General features: G+C 66.6%; 15 protein-coding genes. 10 read left to right on the forward strand and 5 right to left on the reverse strand.

The features are described from left to right. Positions 1 to 746 precede the first annotated feature (746 nt). The 8 genes from EDC62_RS08745 to EDC62_RS08780 all read left to right on the forward strand — a co-directional run bounded on the left by EDC62_RS08745 (position 747) and on the right by EDC62_RS08780 (position 8,773). Positions 747 to 1,766 carry an integron integrase gene (locus EDC62_RS08745; protein WP_124222752.1) on the forward strand — a complete coding sequence of 340 codons (1,020 nt, stop codon included), beginning with the start codon at positions 747 to 749 and terminating at the stop codon, positions 1,764 to 1,766. Positions 1,767 to 1,850: 84 nt separating this feature from the next. Then, positions 1,851 to 2,960 carry a uroporphyrinogen decarboxylase gene (gene hemE / locus EDC62_RS08750; protein ID WP_124222754.1) on the forward strand — a complete coding sequence of 370 codons (1,110 nt, stop codon included), beginning with the start codon at positions 1,851 to 1,853 and terminating at the stop codon, positions 2,958 to 2,960. Between the two features lie 383 nt (positions 2,961 to 3,343). Continuing rightward, on the forward strand, positions 3,344 to 5,440 hold the full coding sequence (gene priA / locus EDC62_RS08755; RefSeq protein WP_245968816.1) for a replication restart helicase PriA: 2,097 nt from the start codon (positions 3,344 to 3,346) through the stop codon (positions 5,438 to 5,440). Between the two features lie 202 nt (positions 5,441 to 5,642). Further along, entirely contained in the window at positions 5,643 to 6,185 is a 543-nt protein-coding gene (locus tag EDC62_RS08760) for a YeeE/YedE thiosulfate transporter family protein (RefSeq protein WP_245968817.1), read from the forward strand. Position 6,186: 1 nt separating this feature from the next. Next, positions 6,187 to 6,798 carry a DUF6691 family protein gene (locus tag EDC62_RS08765; RefSeq protein ID WP_124222758.1) on the forward strand — a complete coding sequence of 204 codons (612 nt, stop codon included), beginning with the start codon at positions 6,187 to 6,189 and terminating at the stop codon, positions 6,796 to 6,798. A 70-nt stretch (positions 6,799 to 6,868) separates the two neighbouring features. Continuing rightward, positions 6,869 to 7,111, forward strand: a complete 243-nt coding sequence (locus tag EDC62_RS08770) for a hypothetical protein (RefSeq protein WP_124222760.1) — start codon at positions 6,869 to 6,871, stop codon at positions 7,109 to 7,111. Then, complete coding sequence (locus EDC62_RS08775) at positions 7,093 to 7,737, forward strand: DUF6969 family protein (protein ID WP_124222762.1); 645 nt, start codon at positions 7,093 to 7,095, stop codon at positions 7,735 to 7,737. Before EDC62_RS08770 ends, EDC62_RS08775 begins: the two co-directional genes overlap by 19 nt. A 46-nt stretch (positions 7,738 to 7,783) precedes the next feature. Continuing rightward, positions 7,784 to 8,773 (forward strand): sulfurtransferase, encoded by a 990-nt coding sequence (locus EDC62_RS08780; protein ID WP_170159043.1) that lies wholly within the window; start codon positions 7,784 to 7,786, stop codon positions 8,771 to 8,773. A 66-nt stretch (positions 8,774 to 8,839) separates the two neighbouring features. Here EDC62_RS08780 and katG read toward each other — a convergent pair whose 3' ends face one another. Next, the gene (gene katG / locus EDC62_RS08785; protein WP_124222766.1) at positions 8,840 to 11,083 is read right to left on the reverse strand and encodes a catalase/peroxidase HPI; all 2,244 of its coding nucleotides are present in this window, start codon (positions 11,081 to 11,083) and stop codon (positions 8,840 to 8,842) included. Positions 11,084 to 11,176: 93 nt separating this feature from the next. Beyond that, positions 11,177 to 12,142 carry an AEC family transporter gene (locus EDC62_RS08790; RefSeq protein ID WP_124222768.1) on the reverse strand — a complete coding sequence of 322 codons (966 nt, stop codon included), beginning with the start codon at positions 12,140 to 12,142 and terminating at the stop codon, positions 11,177 to 11,179. Between the two features lie 114 nt (positions 12,143 to 12,256). Here EDC62_RS08790 and EDC62_RS08795 point away from each other — a divergent pair, with 114 nt between their 5' ends. Beyond that, entirely contained in the window at positions 12,257 to 13,195 is a 939-nt protein-coding gene (locus EDC62_RS08795) for a branched-chain amino acid transaminase (RefSeq protein WP_124222770.1), read from the forward strand. Between the two features lie 14 nt (positions 13,196 to 13,209). Further along, entirely contained in the window at positions 13,210 to 13,422 is a 213-nt protein-coding gene (locus tag EDC62_RS08800; protein WP_124222772.1) for a zinc-finger domain-containing protein, read from the forward strand. Between the two features lie 6 nt (positions 13,423 to 13,428). Here the strand turns inward: EDC62_RS08800 and EDC62_RS08805 are convergent, their stop codons facing one another. Genes EDC62_RS08805 through EDC62_RS08815 form a run of 3 tightly spaced genes read right to left on the reverse strand, consistent with a single transcriptional unit; the run spans position 13,429 to position 15,930 of the window. Continuing rightward, positions 13,429 to 14,769: a sensor histidine kinase gene (locus tag EDC62_RS08805; protein ID WP_124222774.1), complete on the reverse strand. Its 1,341-nt coding sequence runs from the start codon at positions 14,767 to 14,769 to the stop codon at positions 13,429 to 13,431. 47 nt (positions 14,770 to 14,816) lie between these two features. Then, positions 14,817 to 15,170, reverse strand: a complete 354-nt coding sequence (locus EDC62_RS08810; RefSeq protein ID WP_124222776.1) for a hypothetical protein — start codon at positions 15,168 to 15,170, stop codon at positions 14,817 to 14,819. A gap of 46 nt (positions 15,171 to 15,216) precedes the next feature. Continuing rightward, on the reverse strand, positions 15,217 to 15,930 hold the full coding sequence (locus EDC62_RS08815; protein WP_124222778.1) for a response regulator transcription factor: 714 nt from the start codon (positions 15,928 to 15,930) through the stop codon (positions 15,217 to 15,219). Positions 15,931 to 15,954: the final 24 nt, after the last annotated feature.

Raw genomic sequence — 15,954 nt, forward strand, 5'->3', positions numbered from 1 at the left:
ACGCCTAACGAATTAGTTAACTGGCGCCGGAGCCCCGCAGGGGCGCAGGGTACCAACAGCGGCCAATAAAATGCCGAAGGCATGGCCGCTGTTGGCGTCCACGTTGAACTTACAGTTAGGCTGGCGACAGGTGACATAGCCTAAACCAATTTACGGTTAAGCTGGATTTTTAATTAAAGAGCTTCCCAACGAATCGCCCAACGGTCCGGCCGAAAGAGTGGGCTGACTTTGACGGCGGCCGAAATTCCGCAGCCTTGGTGACATGGAGTTTTTCGGGTAGATTATCGCGAAGAAACTTCTGAGCCATTGGTGAGGACGAGGGCAAAAGTTCAGCGTTGCCGCAAACTGGACATGCTTGGTGCCGAGTGGTCAAGCGCCAAAGAGAGTAAATAAGTCCTGGAAATAGGAAGCAAAGCCAAAGCAGGACCTCGATCGCAAAACTTCCCTTCGTAACGCTCGTTGAATGGCCAACATGACCACATTTTGTGCAAACTAATTGATCAGACATTTACTCTCTCCTGCGCTGCTCTATAAATTTGGCAAACCCTTGCGTCGCGTTACCCAGGTGCTGGTTTAAACAGGGCCTAACGTAATGTAGGCCGTCGCCTAATCTGGAAAAGCCAGAATAGACTGCGGCATAAGCTGGCTCGCAAGGTAAGCGACCCCAACACGGACTGCCTTGTTCGGCGCTTGACGCCAGTGTGCGGGCGGTGGTACTGTGTTTACATACATAGCCGAGGTGCTGCATGACGTCGGACGCCTATCTTCCCCAGTCACCGCGCTTGCTGGATCGGGTACGCGAGGTGATTCGGTACAAACACTATAGCCTCAAAACCGAAGAGGCATACCTGTACTGGATTCGCTTTTTTGTTCGCTGGCACGGTCGCGCTGGGGCGATGCGACATCCCCGCGACATGGGCGGCGCCGAGGTTCAGGCGTTCCTGCAAATGCTGGCCACCGAGCGGCGCGCCTCGGTGTCAACCCACAACCAGGCCCTGAGCGCGTTGTTGTTTCTGTACCGCGATGTGTTGGGGCAAAGCTTGCCCTGGATGAACGATTTGCAGCGCCCCACCCAGCCGCGGCGGATTCCTTCGGTACTGACCCGGGCGGAAGTGTCGGCCCTGTTGAGCGCCATGGAGGGCGAGCTGGGTTTGCTGGCCCGGTTGCTGTACGGAACGGGCATGCGGCTGATGGAGGGTTTGCGATTGCGGGTGAAGGACCTTGACTTTGATCGCCATGTGCTGGTGGTGCGCGAGGCCAAGGGAGGGAAGGACCGGGTGGTGATGCTGCCGCGCAGCCTGGAGAAAGCCTTAATGGCGCAGGTTGCAACCGCCAGGGAGGTGTGGGCCAGCGATCGCAAGGCGCAAGCTGAGGGGGTTGAGGTTCCAGACGCTCTGGCCGTGAAGTACCCTGATCTGGGCCGGCGCTGGGGCTGGTTCTGGGTTTTTCCGTCGGCCAAGCCGTCGGTTGATCCACGCTCGGGGGCTCAGCGCCGACACCACTTATATGAGGAGCGGTTGCAGCGGGCCATCAAGCTCGCCGCCGCCGCAGCCCACATTCACAAGCCGGTGTCGGTTCATACCCTTCGCCACTCTTTCGCCACCCACTTGCTGCAGGCAGGCACCGACATCCGCACCGTGCAGGAGCTGCTGGGGCATTCGGATGTATCGACCACCATGATCTACACGCATGTGCTGAAGGTGGCGGCTGGCGGCACGGCCAGCCCGCTGGACGCGCTGGCTTCGACGCTCACCCTGCCCGCCTGATCCCTGAGCCAGCGCGAACCGGCCCGCAAGGTCCGCGCGGGATAATCGCCGCTTCTTTCTGAAGCCCCCGCACCGGACACCCCCATGAGCTTTGCCCCCCTGCAGAACGACACCTTCCTGCGCGCCTGTCTGCGCCAGGCCACCGACTACACCCCGGTGTGGCTGATGCGCCAAGCCGGGCGCTACCTGCCCGAATACTGCGCCACGCGGGCCAAGGCGGGTTCGTTCATGGGGCTGGCGACGAATGTGGACTTCGCCACCGAAGTCACGCTGCAGCCGCTGGACCGGTATGCGCTCGATGCGGCGATTTTGTTTTCCGACATCCTCACCGTGCCCGACGCCATGGGCCTGGGGTTGTCGTTCCAGCAGGGCGAAGGGCCAAAGTTCGCCCACACCGTGCGCACCGAAGCCGACGTGGCCCGCCTAGCCGTGCCGGATATGAACAAGCTGCACTATGTGTTCGATGCGGTGACCAGCATCCGCCGGGCGCTCAACGGCCGGGTTCCGCTGATCGGCTTTTCGGGCAGCCCCTGGACGCTGGCCTGCTACATGGTCGAAGGCGGCGGCAGCGACGACTACCGCCAGGTCAAAACGCTGATGTACGCGCGCCCGGACCTCATGCACCGCGTGCTCGCGGTCAACGCCGACGCCGTGGCCGCCTATCTGAACGCGCAGATCGACGCGGGCGCGCAAGCGGTGATGGTGTTCGACAGCTGGGGCGGCGTGCTGGCCGACGGCAAGTTCCAGGATTTCAGCCTGGCCTACACCGCGCGCGTGCTGCGCCAGCTCAAGCGCGTGGGCGCCGACGGCGCGGTGGTGCCGCGCATCGTCTTCACCAAAGGCGGCGGGCTGTGGCTGGAGGACATGAACACGCTCGACTGCGACGTGCTGGGCCTCGACTGGACGGTCAACCTCGGCCGCGCGCGCGCGCTCGTCGGCGGCAGCGTGGGCGGCCCCGGCAAGGCGCTGCAGGGCAACCTCGACCCCAACGTGCTCTTTGCCCCGCCCGAAGCCATCGCCGCGGAGGCCCGCGCCGTGCTCGAAAGTTTCGGCACGCCGCACACGGACCGCAAGCTCAGCGGCCCCACGCACATCTTCAACCTCGGCCACGGCATCAGCCAATACACGCCGCCGGAACATGTCACCGCGCTCGTCGAGACCGTGCATGCGCATTCCCGCGCCATGCGCGCGTGAGCCCGCTTGTCAAGCCCATTCCGCGCCCTTTTTCGTGTCTCAGGGGCTTGACAGGCGCGTCTTATGCACAAAAAAACGTGGGCCAGGCCGCTTCTTGGGGCTGAGCCGAATAAGCGGCTCAATAGGCCATGAAATTCGCTAAGTGTTTGATTTTTCGATAGCCGATGGCCGTGCCGAATTTCTGGGCAAGCCAATCAGAGCCTTGATTTTCAAGCCCTCGCCGGCGGTTTGGACATGTTCTCAACAAAGTTATCCACAGAAGCGGTGGACATCCCGCCCGCGCCCCCATCTTCAAGGACTTAGCGATCGTTTGGAAAAGTTTTGACGAAGTGCCAGCGCCAAACCAACCCGACCCGACCGCCCGTTGCTGGTGCGAAGTCGCGGTGCCTTCCCCCGCGCACACCGCGATCAGCGGGCCGTTGAGCTACGCCTGCGAGCGCCCGCTCGCGCCCGGGACGCTGGTGCGCGTGCCGCTGGGGCGCTCCGAGGTTTTGGGGGTGGTCTGGTCTTGCGCGGCCCAGCCGCCGGCCAACGTGCCCGCGGCCTCCTTACGCTCGATCACAGCCGATCTTTCAGGACTCGCCCCGCTGAGCGCCGCTTGGCGGCAGTTGGTGGAATTCACCGCGCGTTATTACCAGCGCGGGCTCGGCGAGGTTGCCGTGGCCGCCTTGCCGCCGGCGCTGCGCAGCCTCGATGCCGAACAGCTTCAGCGGCGCCTGCGGCGCCGGGCCGCCGCCGCACACGACACGACCGCAGCCAGCCCCCGCCGCGGGACGGCCGACTCGGAACCGCCGCCGTTGAGCGCACAGCAGCAGGCGGCGCTGGCACAAATTGACGCCGAGCCGGGGCCGTTTCTGCTGTTTGGCGCCACCGGCAGCGGCAAAACCGAGGTCTATCTTCGGTCCGCGCAAGCCTTGCTCGAGCGCGATGCCTCGGCCCAAGCGCTGGTCCTGGTGCCGGAGATCAACCTGACGCCACAGCTCGAAGCGCGCTTTTCCGCGCGCTTTGCCCCGCGCTGGGGAGACGATGCGGTCGTTTCGCTGCACAGCGCCATGACGCCCGCACAGCGGCTGCGCGCCTGGCTGCTCGCGCACGAAGGTCGTGCGCGCATCGTGCTGGGCACCCGGCTTGCGGTGTTTGCGTCGCTGCCGCGGCTGGGGCTGATCGTGGTCGACGAAGAGCACGACCCGAGCTACCGCCAACAGGAAGGTGCGCGCTACTCGGCGCGCGACCTCGCGCTCTACCGCGGACGACTGGAGCAGGCCAAAGTCATCTTGGGCTCGGCCACGCCCTCGATCGAGAGCTGGTACCACAGCCGGCCCGGCGGGCGCTACCGCCGCATCGACATGCCCGAGCGCATCGGTGCCGCACCGCAGGCGCAGGTGCGCCGCATCGACATGAGCCACCAGCCGCGCGGTGCCGTGCTCTCGCCGCCGCTGGTCGAAGCGATCGCCGAGCGGGTGCGTCGCGGCGAGCAGTCGCTGCTGCTCCTCAACCGTCGCGGCTACGCGCCCGTGCTGCATTGCCCCGATTGCGGCTGGAAGAGCGACTGCCCGCACTGCAGCGCGCACCAGGTGTTCCACAAGATCGACCGCACGCTGCGCTGCCACCATTGCGGTTTCACGCAGCGGGTCCCTCGCGCGTGCCCGAGCTGCGGCAACCTCGACATCGCGGCCTTGGGTCGCGGCACCGAACGGCTGGAAGAGCATCTCGCCGAACGGCTCGCCGACGTCCGCCGACCCGACGGTCAGCCACCGCGCATCCTGCGCATCGACGCCGACAGCACCCGCGCCCAGGGTGCGCTCGAAGCCGCACTCGATCAGGTCCATGCCGGTCAAATCGACGTGCTCGTTGGCACGCAAATGGTCGCCAAAGGGCACGACTTTCGCCGCATCACACTCGTCGCCGCGGTCAACCCCGATGGGGCGCTGTTCTCCAGCGACTTTCGCGCCGCCGAGCGCCTGTTTGCCCTACTGGTACAGGCTGCAGGCCGCGCCGGGCGTGCCGGGGAAAGCGGCCCACTCGGCCAGCCCGCCCCGAGCGAGATGTGGGTGCAAACCTTCCACCCGGCGCACCCCTTGTTCGAGGCACTGCGCCGCTACGACTACCCCGCTTTCGCCGAGAGCGAACTCGCCGAGCGGCAGGCCGCCCAGCTCCCGCCGTTCGGCCACCAGGCCCTGCTGCGCGCCGAGGCGCGAAGCCAAGAGGCCGCCCAAGCCTTCCTCACCGCCGCGGCCGCACGCGCGCAGGCCGAAATCCCCGAATACGCCGCAGGCGTGACGCTCTACGGCGCCGTGCCCCAGACGATCGCCCGCGTCGCCCGCGTCGAACGCGCCCAGTTGCTCGTGGAGAGCGCCTCGCGCCGGGCGCTGCAAGCCTTCCTCGCCGCCTGGCGGCCTTGGTTGCTCGAATTGCGCGCGCAACCCGAACACCGCGCCGTCATCCGCTGGGCCATCGACGTCGACCCGCCCAGCATCTGAGCCTAACAGGCCACTAGGGCAAACCCCGATATCGCACGCTCTTCGCTTGGCCCATATACTCCGGCTGGTATTTGTGGCAACGCCGAATGGGTCGCTGCGATGGCCCGCGGCCCGACTGCGGACCATCGCAGCGACAAACCCAGCCTTCCCCCTGGGTTTGCGGCGGATTGGGTCTTTCAACCTTTGATCGAAACGGTACACCATGACGACAGCGACGATGACTTCCCATGCGCCGAGCACCCGCGCGGTGCGGCCCTTCTGGCCACCGCTGCTGGCCGGCGTTTTCCTCGGCCTGGTGCTGCTCGTGACCTTTCTTTGGACGGGACACGGCTTGGGCGCCACGGGCTTCACCACGCGCCTGGCCGCCTGGCTCGGCCTGCAGGTCGCGCCGGCAGCGACGCAGGCCAACGCCTACCTCGGCCCCATCGCCGAAAGCGGGCAGCCGCTCAACAACTGGATCACCTGGCAGGTGATCGGCGTGTTCATCGGCGCGCTCGCGTCGGCTTTCATGGCCGGTCGCTTCCGGGTGCAGCTCGACGGTGCCCGCAGCATCGGCACCGGGCCGCGCATCCTCACCGCCTTGCTCGGTGGCATGCTCGCGGGCTTTGGTGCCCGCGTCTCTGCCGGCTGCACGAGCGGCCTTGGTCTCTCGGGCGCCGCGACGCTTGGGGTCGCAGCCTTCGTATTCCTCGGCACGTTCTTCGTGTCCGGCTTGATCGTGCATCGCCTGGTGCGGGGGGTTTGAGATGTTTCCTTTGAATGACAACGGCATGATTTCGGGCCTCGTCTGCGGCCTGCTGTTTGGCGTCGCGCTCGAGCGCTCGGGCTTTGGCAGTCCGTGCAAACTCACCGGCCAGTTCAGTCTGCGCGACTGGTCCGTGCTGAAAGTGATGTTCACGGCCATCGTCGTCGCGGCCACCGGCCTCTACCTGCTGCGCGTCATGGGCTTGCTCGCAGCCGACTCGGTCTTCGTCCCGCCCGCCATGCTGGCTGCGGCCGCAGCCGGCGGCGTGCTGGTGGGCTCGGGCTTTGCCATCGGCGGCTATTGCCCTGGCACGTCCATGGTGGGCCTGGCCTCGGGGCGGCTCGACGCGCTGGTATTTCTCGTCGGGCTGATCCTCGGCACCTTCGTCTTCGCTGGGCTCTATGGGCCCACCATCGAAGCGCTGATGAACGCGTGGGAGCTCGAAAGCGGCGACACCTTCGCCGACGCCTTTGGCATCCCCGATCTGGTCGTCATCGGTTTGATGGCGGCCGCACTCGTCGGGGTGTTTTACGCTGGCTCCTGGTTCGAGCGCCGCAGCCGCGGCCCCGTCACGGCCGAGCAAGCCGTGGCCGGTGCCGGCGCCGAGGCTTGATCCCCCGCGCGATCGACGCCACCAAGGCACACTTCTTTTTTCCGTCAACGTGTCACGAAAGGACGCACCCATGAAACGCCAACCCAAGAAACTCGGTGAAACCGTCTCGGCCCTGCTGGTCGCCAGCGCGCTGATCGCGCCCGCGCCGGCGGCCCTCGCTGCCGACGCCCCGGCCCAAGGCGCGAGCGCCAGCAAGGCTGCCGCCAACCCCTGCGGACCCGCCAACCCCTGCGGCCCCGCCAAGAAGAAAAAGAAGAAAGCCGAGTCGGGCAACCCCTGCGCTCCGGCCAACCCGTGCGCACCGAAGAAATAAACAATCTCCGCGAGCGTCGCCTTGCCGCGGCCGAGACCGTGGCTGCGCTGCAGTTGCACTACGCACGCGCGGGCCGCGGCCTCGCCGAGGTCGCCTTGGCTGGGGCTCGGACGCTCGAACCTCTGCGCCATTACCCGGCACGCGACGTCGTGGATCCGGCCCGGGGCACGCGTTTCTACTATCACGCGCACACCTCGCGCCGCTATCCGGCCGAAGAGCATGGGCACTTTCATCTCTTCGTTTATCCATCCGGGCAGCCCTCAGGGCCGGATTTTTTCCACCTTGCCGGCCTGTCGCTCGACGCCCGGGGCATGCCTTTGCGCTGGTTCACCACCAACCGCTGGGTTACGGGCGAACGGTGGCACAGCGCGGACGCCCTGCTGGATGCTCTGCCCCGTTTTGCCATCGAGACGCGGGGGCGCCTCGCGCCGCTGGCGCGTTGGTTGACGGCGATGGTGCAGCTGTACGCACCGCAAATCCGCGCGCTCATCCTTCGGCGCGACGCGCGCATCGCGCGCAAGCTGTCCCAAACCCCGGGCGAAGCGCTGTTCGAGGATCGGCGCCTCGATGTGGTGTCTGAGTGCCGCGTGTCGCTGCCGCAAACGCTGGCGCAGATCGCCGGCTGACAACGCCGCTGGTTTTCATTCAACCCAAGTCAATAGGAGATTCATGATGAGACAACTATTCGCCAAATGCGCGGCCACAGCCGTTTTGAGCTGGGGCGCCGTCACGGCCTTTGCCGCAGGCTTGCCCGGTCCGATCGTCGATTCGGCCTGGCTGGCCGCGAACCTCGACCAGGTGCAGGTCGTCGACGTGCGCAGCAACCCCAAGACCTTCACCGCCAAGCCTGAAGTCTCAACCGACCCGAAGACCGGCAAGAAGACACTGGAAGAGGTCGGCGGCCACATTCCGGGCGCCCGGCTGATCGACATGAAAACCATGCGGGTCGAGCGTGAAATCGGCGGCATGAAGGTCAAATACATGATCCCCGAGAAGGCCACCTTCGAGAAAGCCGTGCAAGCCGCAGGCGTCGATGCGGGCAAGCCCATCGTGCTCGTGCCCGTGGGCACCGAGCCGGCCGATGTGGACGACGCGCTGCGCGTCTACTGGCAAATGAAGGTCTACGGCGAGGACGACATCGCCGTGCTCGATGGAGGTGTCGCCAACTGGCTGCTCGAAGGCCGCGCCGTGAGCACCGACCCCGCACCCGCCAAGACCGGCAACTGGGTGGCCAAGGCGGACCGCACCGCCCAGTATTTCGCCAGCACCGAGGATGTGGCCAAGTCCATCGAAGCCAAAAATGCCACCCTGGTCGACTCGCGCGACCTCAAGAGCTACCACGGCCTCGTGAAGCGTGACTATGTCTTTGCGTATGGCCACCTCGAAGGCGCCAAGCTCTACCCGCCCGAGCTGATGCTGAAGTCCGCCGGCGGCGCGGTGAAGTTCATGAGCCCGAACACCTACCGCGCGCTGTTCGCGGCCCAGGGCATCGATCCGGCAGCTCCGGCCATCACGTACTGCAACTCGGGTCACCTCTCCTCGGGCCCGTGGTTCGTGTTGTCCGAGGTCCTGGGAAACAAGAACACCCGCCTCTACGACGGCTCGCTGCATGAGTGGACGCTGGCCAAGCGCCCGCTCGTCGGCGCGGTGCCGCTGCAGTAAAGGCCACACCCCGGCAGGAACAAGGGCGCCCGCTGGCGCCCTTTTCGTTGCGTGCGATCGGCGGCTTCAGCGGTGCAGGTCGAAGCGGTCGAGTTCCATGACCTTGGTCCAGGCGGCGGCGAAGTCTCGCACGAACTTGCCGCGGTTGTCGTCCTGCGCATAGACCTCGGCAATCGCCCGCAGTTGCGAATTCGATCCAAACACCAGATCGACCCGCGTGGCGGTCCATTTCAGGGCGCCGCTGCGGCGGTCGCGCCCCTCATAGGCGTTGTCGCCGCTCGGCCGCCACGCCGTGCCCATGTCGAGCAGGTTCGTGAAGAAGTCCGGCGTAAGCTGCCCGGGCCGCTCGGTGAACACCCCTGCGGGCGCATTCGCGTGGTTGGCGCCGAGCACGCGCAGGCCGCCGACCAGCACCGTCATCTCCGGTGCTGACAAGCGCAGCAGCTGCGCCCGGTCGAGCAGCATCTCCTCTGGTGAGACGCGGTAGGCGCGTTGACGGTAGTTGCGAAAACCATCGGCCACGGGCTCGAGCACCGCGAAGGACGCCACATCGGTCTGCGCCTGCGTGGCGTCGGTGCGACCGGGCGTGAAGGGCAACTCCACCACATCGCCCGCCGCCTGCGCCGCCGCTTCGACCCCGGCGTTGCCGGCCAGCACGATCAGGTCAGCCAGCGACACCCGTTTGCCGCCGCGGGCCTCGGCATTGAAGCCACGCTGTATGCCTTCGAGCACGGCGAGGACGCGCGCGAGCTGGGCGGGCTCGTTGACTTCCCAATCTTTCTGTGGCGCGAGGCGGATGCGGGCGCCGTTCGCCCCGCCGCGCTTGTCGCTGTCGCGGTAGGTACTGGCGGCAGCCCAGGCGGTCGCGACCAGCTCGCGCACCGCCAGGCCGCTCGCCCGGATGCGGGCCTTGAGCTCCTGGACGTCGGCGGCATCGATCAGCGGATGATCCACCGGCGGCAGCGGGTCTTGCCAAATCAGGTCTTCGGCCGGCACTTCGGGGCCGAGGTAGCGCGCCTTGGGGCCCATGTCGCGGTGCGTGAGCTTGAACCAGGCACGGGCGTAGGCGTCGGCGAAGGCGTCCGGGTGGTTCAGGAAATGGCGGGCGATTTTTTCGTAGGCCGGGTCGAACTTGAGCGACAGGTCGGCGGTGGTCATCATCGGCCGATGCCGAACACCGGGCACATGGGCGTCGGGGATCATGTCCTCTTCGTCCACATCCTTGGCCAGCCACTGCCAGGCGCCGGCCGGGCTCTTGACGAGCTCCCAGTCGTATTTGAACAAGACCTTCAGATAACCCATGTCCCAGCGCGTCGGGTTGGGCTTCCAGGCGCCTTCGATGCCGCTGGTGGTCGTGTGCTCGCTGTGTCCCTTTCCGTGGGCGTTCTTCCAGCCCAGGCCCATCTCTTCGAGCGGCGCAGCTTCTGGCTCCGGACCGAGGAGCTTGGGGTCGCCCGCGCCGTGGGCCTTGCCGAAGGTGTGGCCACCCGCGATCAGGGCCACGGTCTCCTCGTCGTTCATGGCCATACGGGCAAAGGTCACGCGCACGTCGTGCCCGCTGGCGACCGGGTCGGGCCGGCCATCGGGGCCTTCGGGGTTCACATAGATCAGACCCATCTGCACGGCGGCCAGCGGGTTTTCGAGTTCGCGCTCGCCGCTGTAGCGACCGCCGGGTTTGTCGCTGGTGGCCATCCACTCGGACTCCGGGCCCCAGTAGATGTCTTCCTCAGGCGCCCAAATGTCGACCCGGCCGCCGCCGAAACCGAAGGTCTTGAAGCCCATGGTTTCCATGGCCACGTTACCGGCGAGGATGAACAGGTCGGCCCAGGAGATCGCGTTGCCGTACTTGCGCTTGATCGGCCACAGCAAGCGCCGCGCCTTGTCGAGATTCGTGTTGTCGGGCCAGCTGTTGAGAGGAGCAAAGCGCTGATTGCCGGTGCCCGCACCGCCGCGCCCATCGGCCGTGCGGTAGGTGCCGGCGCTGTGCCAGGCCATGCGGATGAACAGGCCGCCATAGTGGCCCCAGTCGGCCGGCCACCAGTCCTGCGACTGGGTCATGAGGTCGGCCAAGTCTTTCTTGAGCGCGGCGAAGTCGAGCTTCTTGAAGGCTTCGGCGTAGTCGAAATCCGGGTCCATGGGGTTGGACACCGGCTGGTGCTGGTGCAGGATGGCCAGATTGAGTTGTTTCGGCCACCATTGCGCGACCGACGGCGCGCCCAAGGTGGCCCGCGCGCCTCCGGCTTCGTGGAACGGACAGCGGGATGCGCCCTCAGGCGCGGAAGGACTCGGGGTGGAAACGGGATGGCTCATGACAAGACTCCAAAGTGGTTTGGGAGCTTGATTGAGCCAGATGCAATCGGCGCGGTCTATTTGATTTTTTTCATCAATGGGATAGTCATTCCCTCAATGCAGCAACGCCACGGCCCCCGAAAAGGTGAAAAAGGCCGCCGCGGTGGAAATGAGGATGATGCGCGCGATGCGGCCGTTGTTGGCACCAAAGCGCTCGGCCAGCAGCGAGACGTTGCTCGCGCTTGGCAAGGCGGCGATCAGCACGAGCACGGTCAAGGCAAAGCGGTCGATGCTCACGCCCAGATGCCGCGCGCTGATGCCCATGAGCAGCACCAGCAGCGGGTGGAGCAGCAGCTTGACCAGCACGATGGGCAGCACATCGCCGAGCCCTGCCGCAGGCTGCGCGGATGCGGCCGCCCGCAGGTCGGAGCGGGCCAGCACGGCGCCGATGGTGAACAGCGCGACCGGCGACGCGGCATCGGCCAGCAGGCCCACGGTGCGCTCGATCGGTCCGGGCAAGTCGAACGCGAATGCCGAAGCCAGCGCCCCGAGCCCGATGGCCCAGGGCATGGGATTGACGAGGATGCCCTTGAGTGCTTTTTGCGCCGCGTGCGCAAAGCCGTGCTCGTCGACACTGTCGAGCTGCGAAAGCCCGATGCACAGCGACGAGGTCACGACCATGTCGACCAGGATGGTGACGATGATCGGCCCCGCCGCTTCGGGACCGAGCAGCGCCACCAGCAGCGGCACCCCCATGAAGCCCGTGTTCGGAAACGCCGCGACGAGCGCACCGAAGGCCGCATCTTTCCAGCGGATGCGTTCGTTGAGGCTGATCGCGACGGAAAAGCCCACGACCACGAGTGCGACGAGCAGCCAGACCAGAAACACCCGGGCATCGAGCAACTGCGCAATCGGCGTGCGAGCGCCAAAGCGATAGAGCATGGCCGGCAGCGCAAAGTAGAGCACGAAGCCGTTGAGGCCGGGGATCGCCTCGAGCGCGAGCAGGCCCCGGCGCGCGGCGGCATAGCCCATCAGCACGAGCGCAAAGAACGGAAAGGTAACGGCGAAAACCTGCAGCATCGCCTGCGATTGTCACCGGCTTCCGGGCGCGGGCGCTGCGCTGGCCGCGACGGGAATTGCCCGAGCCTTGGCCTAAAATGAAGTGATCTCCCTACAACCTCGACAGGACTCCTGATGAGCGCAATGCCCCCCTCAATGGCCGACCGCGACGGCAAAATCTGGATGGACGGCCAGCTGGTCGAATGGCGCGATGCCAAGGTTCATGTGCTCACGCACACGCTGCACTATGGCTGCGGCGCGTTCGAGGGGGTACGCGCCTACAAAACCGAGCGCGGCACGGCGATCTTCCGCCTCGAGGAGCACACCGAGCGGCTGTTCAACAGCGCCAAGATCCTGCGCATGAAACTGCCGTTCACGAAAGAGCAGGTCAACGAGGCGCAAAAAGCCGTGGTGCGCGCCAATGGGCTGGAGAGCTGCTACATCCGCCCGCTGACCTGGATCGGCGACAAGAAGCTCGGCGTCAGCCCCAAGGGCAACACCATTCACCTGATGGTCGCGGCCTGGTCCTGGGGCGCCTACCTCGGCGAAGAGGGCATGAAGCGCGGCATCCGGGTCAAGACCAGCAGCTACACCCGCCACCACGTCAACATCACGATGACGCAGGCCAAGACGGTGAGCAACTACACCAACTCCATCCTCGCCAACATGGAAGTCACCGACGAGGGCTATGACGAAGCGCTGCTGCTCGACCCCTCGGGCTTCGTGAGCGAGGGCGCGGGCGAGAACATCTTCATCGTCAAGAACGGCGTGATCTACACGCCCGACCTCTCAGCTGGCGCCTTGAATGGCATCACGCGCAACACGGTGCTGCACATCGCCAAGGACTTGGGGCTCGAGGTGGTGCAAAAGCGCATCACCCGCGACGAGGTTTACATCGCCGATGAAGCCTTCTTCACCGGCACCGCGGCCGAAGTGACGCCGATCCGCGAGCTCGACCGCATCGAGCTCGGCAGCGGCTCGCGCGGCCCGATCACCGAGCGGATCCAGAACGCCTTCTTCGACATCGTCAACGGCCGCAATCCCAAGTACGCGCACTGGCTGAGCCTGGTGTGAAACAGGAGTCCCCGATGAGCAAGGCACCCGCCGTCGTCGAAGTGCTCGCGCGCGATCTCAACCGCCAAGGCGAGATTTTTTGCCCCAACCCCAAGGCCGGCATGGCGTTGTGGAACGGCCACCCGAGGGTCTACCTCGACGTGGCCTCCACCGGCGAGGCCAAATGCCCGTACTGCGGCACGGTCTACCGGCTCAAGGCCGGCGAGATCGTGCATGCGGCGCATTAACAACGGTCAGCTTGCGGCCGCCCCAGCCGCGGGCAGCCACACCGTGAAACACGCGCCGCCGCCCGCTCGCGGCTCGCAGCGCACGCGCCCGCCGTGGCGCTCGGCGATGGACTTCACCAGCGCCAATCCCAGGCCCACGCCCCCTTCACGCTCGCTGGCTCCGGGCAGGCGGTAAAACGGCTCGAAGATGCGCTCGCACTGGTCCATCGGCACACCGGGGCCGCGGTCGCACACCTGCACCACCACCGCGTCGCCCTCGCGTGACAGCCGCACGCGGATCTCCGCGTTGCCGGCAGCGGCGCCATAGCGCCGCGCGTTCTCGAGCAGATTGCGCAGCAGCCGCCGCAGCAGCTTGGCCACGCCGCGCACCTCGAGCTGCGCCGGATCGGCAACGCCCCCGGTCACTTCCAGCGTGGCACCGACGCGCGCGGCCTCCTCGGCGGCCAGGCCGACGAGATCGAGCCGCTCGAAGGTGCCCAAGTCGGTCTCAGGGGTATCGAGCCGGCTCGCCAGCAGGATTTCATCGACGAGCTGGTCGAGTTCGCCGATGCTGCGCTCGAGTTCCGCCCGCAACGCGGCAGGCGGTGCGCCCGCGTCGGCCGTCATCAGCTCCAGACCCATGCGGATGCGCGCCAGCGGCGAGCGCAGTTCGTGCGAGGCGTTGGCAAGCAGCTGCTTTTGCGAGGCCAGCAGCTGCCGCTGCGTCGACAGCAGGGTTTCGATGCGGCCTGCCGCCTCGTTGAACCGCGCGGCGAGTTCGGCGACCTCGTCCTGCCCCTGCACGGGCACGCGCGCCGACCAGTCGCCCTCACTCCAGCGGCGCACGCCGCGTTGCAAAGCTTCGAGCCGCATCGTGAGGCGGCGCGCCACGGGATAGACCGCGACTGCCACGGCGACCCCGACCAAGGCCAGCAACCACAGAAAACCCAAGGGTGCTTCCACCCAGAACGGTGCTGCGTCCGCGCGCCAGCGTCGCGCCGGCTCACCAGCCGGGCCCGGCAGGCCAGCCGCTCCCACGGGGGGGCCGGCATTCGGGCCTGCACCTGGCCGCAGCGGCGGCTCCATCGGCCGGCGCGGCAGTTCGAGCTGCAGTTCGCGCCCGTCGGCCAGCGTCACGACGAAACGCAAAGGCTGTCCCGGCTCGCGTCGCCGCTCGGCTTTGGCCGTGCCGATGAGCGCGCCGCTGGCATCCCGCACCAGGACTTCGCGCGGCGGTGCGGACAAGCGCGCCTGATGATCGGCCGCAACCCGCCAAGCCCAGCCGAGCAGCAGCGCGAGCACCGCAATCGCCGCAACCACGGCGAGCCAGATGCGCAGATAGAGCCGACGGGCCAGGGCCTGGAACATGGGGGTGAGTGCGAGGGATCGAGACGCGTGGACGCCGCAGGCTCAGCCTAAATCCGGCAGTTGAGCGCGCCCGGGCGGGTCGTCATCGGGCGCGCGGGCAAGGCGCAAACCACAGCCATGGCGCTCGCCATGGCGAGGATTTGCAACGCCGCCCCCGCACCCGAGGGCGGCTCGAACGGGTGCGCAGCGCTAAGGCAACGCTGAGCAAGTTCCCGTGATGGCGCGCGCCCGGAAGCGGGATGGGATGCGAGGCGCAAACCGCAGCCATAGCCGCAGCTATGGCGAGGATTTGCAACGACGCAGACCGCCCGCAGCCGGGATGCGCGACGCGCGAGGGACTTGTTGAGCGTTGCCCTAACCCAAGCGGTGAACGGCTTTTGCACCAAAAACGGTTCAAACATCAACACCTTGCATTCAGCTCAAAGCGGTCAACTGCCGGATTTAGGCTCAATCCTGCTGCTTCGCAAAAACGTAGCCCACGCCACGCACGGTGAGGATGCGCTTGGGGTTTTTCGGGTCGGCCTCGATCTCGGCCCGGATGCGGCCCACATGCACGTCGATCGAGCGGTCGAAGGCCTCGAGTTCGCGCCCGCGCACCGCTTCCATGATCTGGTCGCGCGTGAGCACGCGGCCGGCCCGCTCGGCCAGAGCGAGCAGCAAATCGAACTGGTAGGCGGTAAGCGTGCAGACGCGCTCACCGAGCCGAACCTGCCGCGCGTCGCGGTCGATCTCGAGCGAGCCAAAGCGTAAGCGCGATGCGGGTGCGTCGGCGGCCGGTGCGCTGCGCCGCCGCAGCAGCGCACGCACACGCGCGAGCAACTCGCGTGGCTCGAAAGGCTTGGGCAGGTAATCGTCGGCGCCAATTTCGAGGCCGATGACGCGGTCCATCGGGTCGCCTTTGGCGGTGAGCATCAGCACCGGCAGGCTGCCGGCCGCCCCGGGCTGCGCGCGGATGCGGCGGCAGACCTCGAGCCCGTCGATATCGGGCAGCATGAGGTCCAGGATGACGAGATCGATCGCCGGCACCGCATCCTGCAGCCGGTCGAGCCCCGCGCGGCCGCTGCCCGCGTGCGCCACCTCGAAACCCGAAGCCTGCAGGTATTGCGCCACCATCTGCGCGAGGCGCTCGTCGTCTTCGATCATCAGGAGGCGCTGGGACATCGGTGGCATCGGCGGGTTGGACGG

The sequence above is a fragment of the Tibeticola sediminis genome, from assembly GCF_003843835.1.
Taxonomy (GTDB): Bacteria; Pseudomonadota; Gammaproteobacteria; order Burkholderiales; family Burkholderiaceae_C; genus Tibeticola; species Tibeticola sediminis.

What these genes read in the sequence shown, in the direction of transcription:
- EDC62_RS08745 (WP_124222752.1), top strand. Translation starts at nt 747, where the DNA reads ATGACGTCGGACGCCTATCTTCCCCAGTCACCGCGCTTGCTGGATCGG.
- hemE (WP_124222754.1), top strand. Translation starts at nt 1,851, where the DNA reads ATGAGCTTTGCCCCCCTGCAGAACGACACCTTCCTGCGCGCCTGTCTG.
- EDC62_RS08760 (WP_245968817.1), top strand. Translation starts at nt 5,643, where the DNA reads ATGACGACAGCGACGATGACTTCCCATGCGCCGAGCACCCGCGCGGTG.
- EDC62_RS08765 (WP_124222758.1), top strand. Translation starts at nt 6,187, where the DNA reads ATGTTTCCTTTGAATGACAACGGCATGATTTCGGGCCTCGTCTGCGGC.
- EDC62_RS08770 (WP_124222760.1), top strand. Translation starts at nt 6,869, where the DNA reads ATGAAACGCCAACCCAAGAAACTCGGTGAAACCGTCTCGGCCCTGCTG.
- EDC62_RS08780 (WP_170159043.1), top strand. Translation starts at nt 7,784, where the DNA reads ATGAGACAACTATTCGCCAAATGCGCGGCCACAGCCGTTTTGAGCTGG.
- katG (WP_124222766.1), bottom strand. Translation starts at nt 11,083, where the DNA reads ATGAGCCATCCCGTTTCCACCCCGAGTCCTTCCGCGCCTGAGGGCGCA.
- EDC62_RS08790 (WP_124222768.1), bottom strand. Translation starts at nt 12,142, where the DNA reads ATGCTGCAGGTTTTCGCCGTTACCTTTCCGTTCTTTGCGCTCGTGCTG.
- EDC62_RS08795 (WP_124222770.1), top strand. Translation starts at nt 12,257, where the DNA reads ATGAGCGCAATGCCCCCCTCAATGGCCGACCGCGACGGCAAAATCTGG.
- EDC62_RS08800 (WP_124222772.1), top strand. Translation starts at nt 13,210, where the DNA reads ATGAGCAAGGCACCCGCCGTCGTCGAAGTGCTCGCGCGCGATCTCAAC.
- EDC62_RS08805 (WP_124222774.1), bottom strand. Translation starts at nt 14,769, where the DNA reads ATGTTCCAGGCCCTGGCCCGTCGGCTCTATCTGCGCATCTGGCTCGCC.
- EDC62_RS08810 (WP_124222776.1), bottom strand. Translation starts at nt 15,170, where the DNA reads ATGTTTGAACCGTTTTTGGTGCAAAAGCCGTTCACCGCTTGGGTTAGG.
- EDC62_RS08815 (WP_124222778.1), bottom strand. Translation starts at nt 15,930, where the DNA reads ATGTCCCAGCGCCTCCTGATGATCGAAGACGACGAGCGCCTCGCGCAG.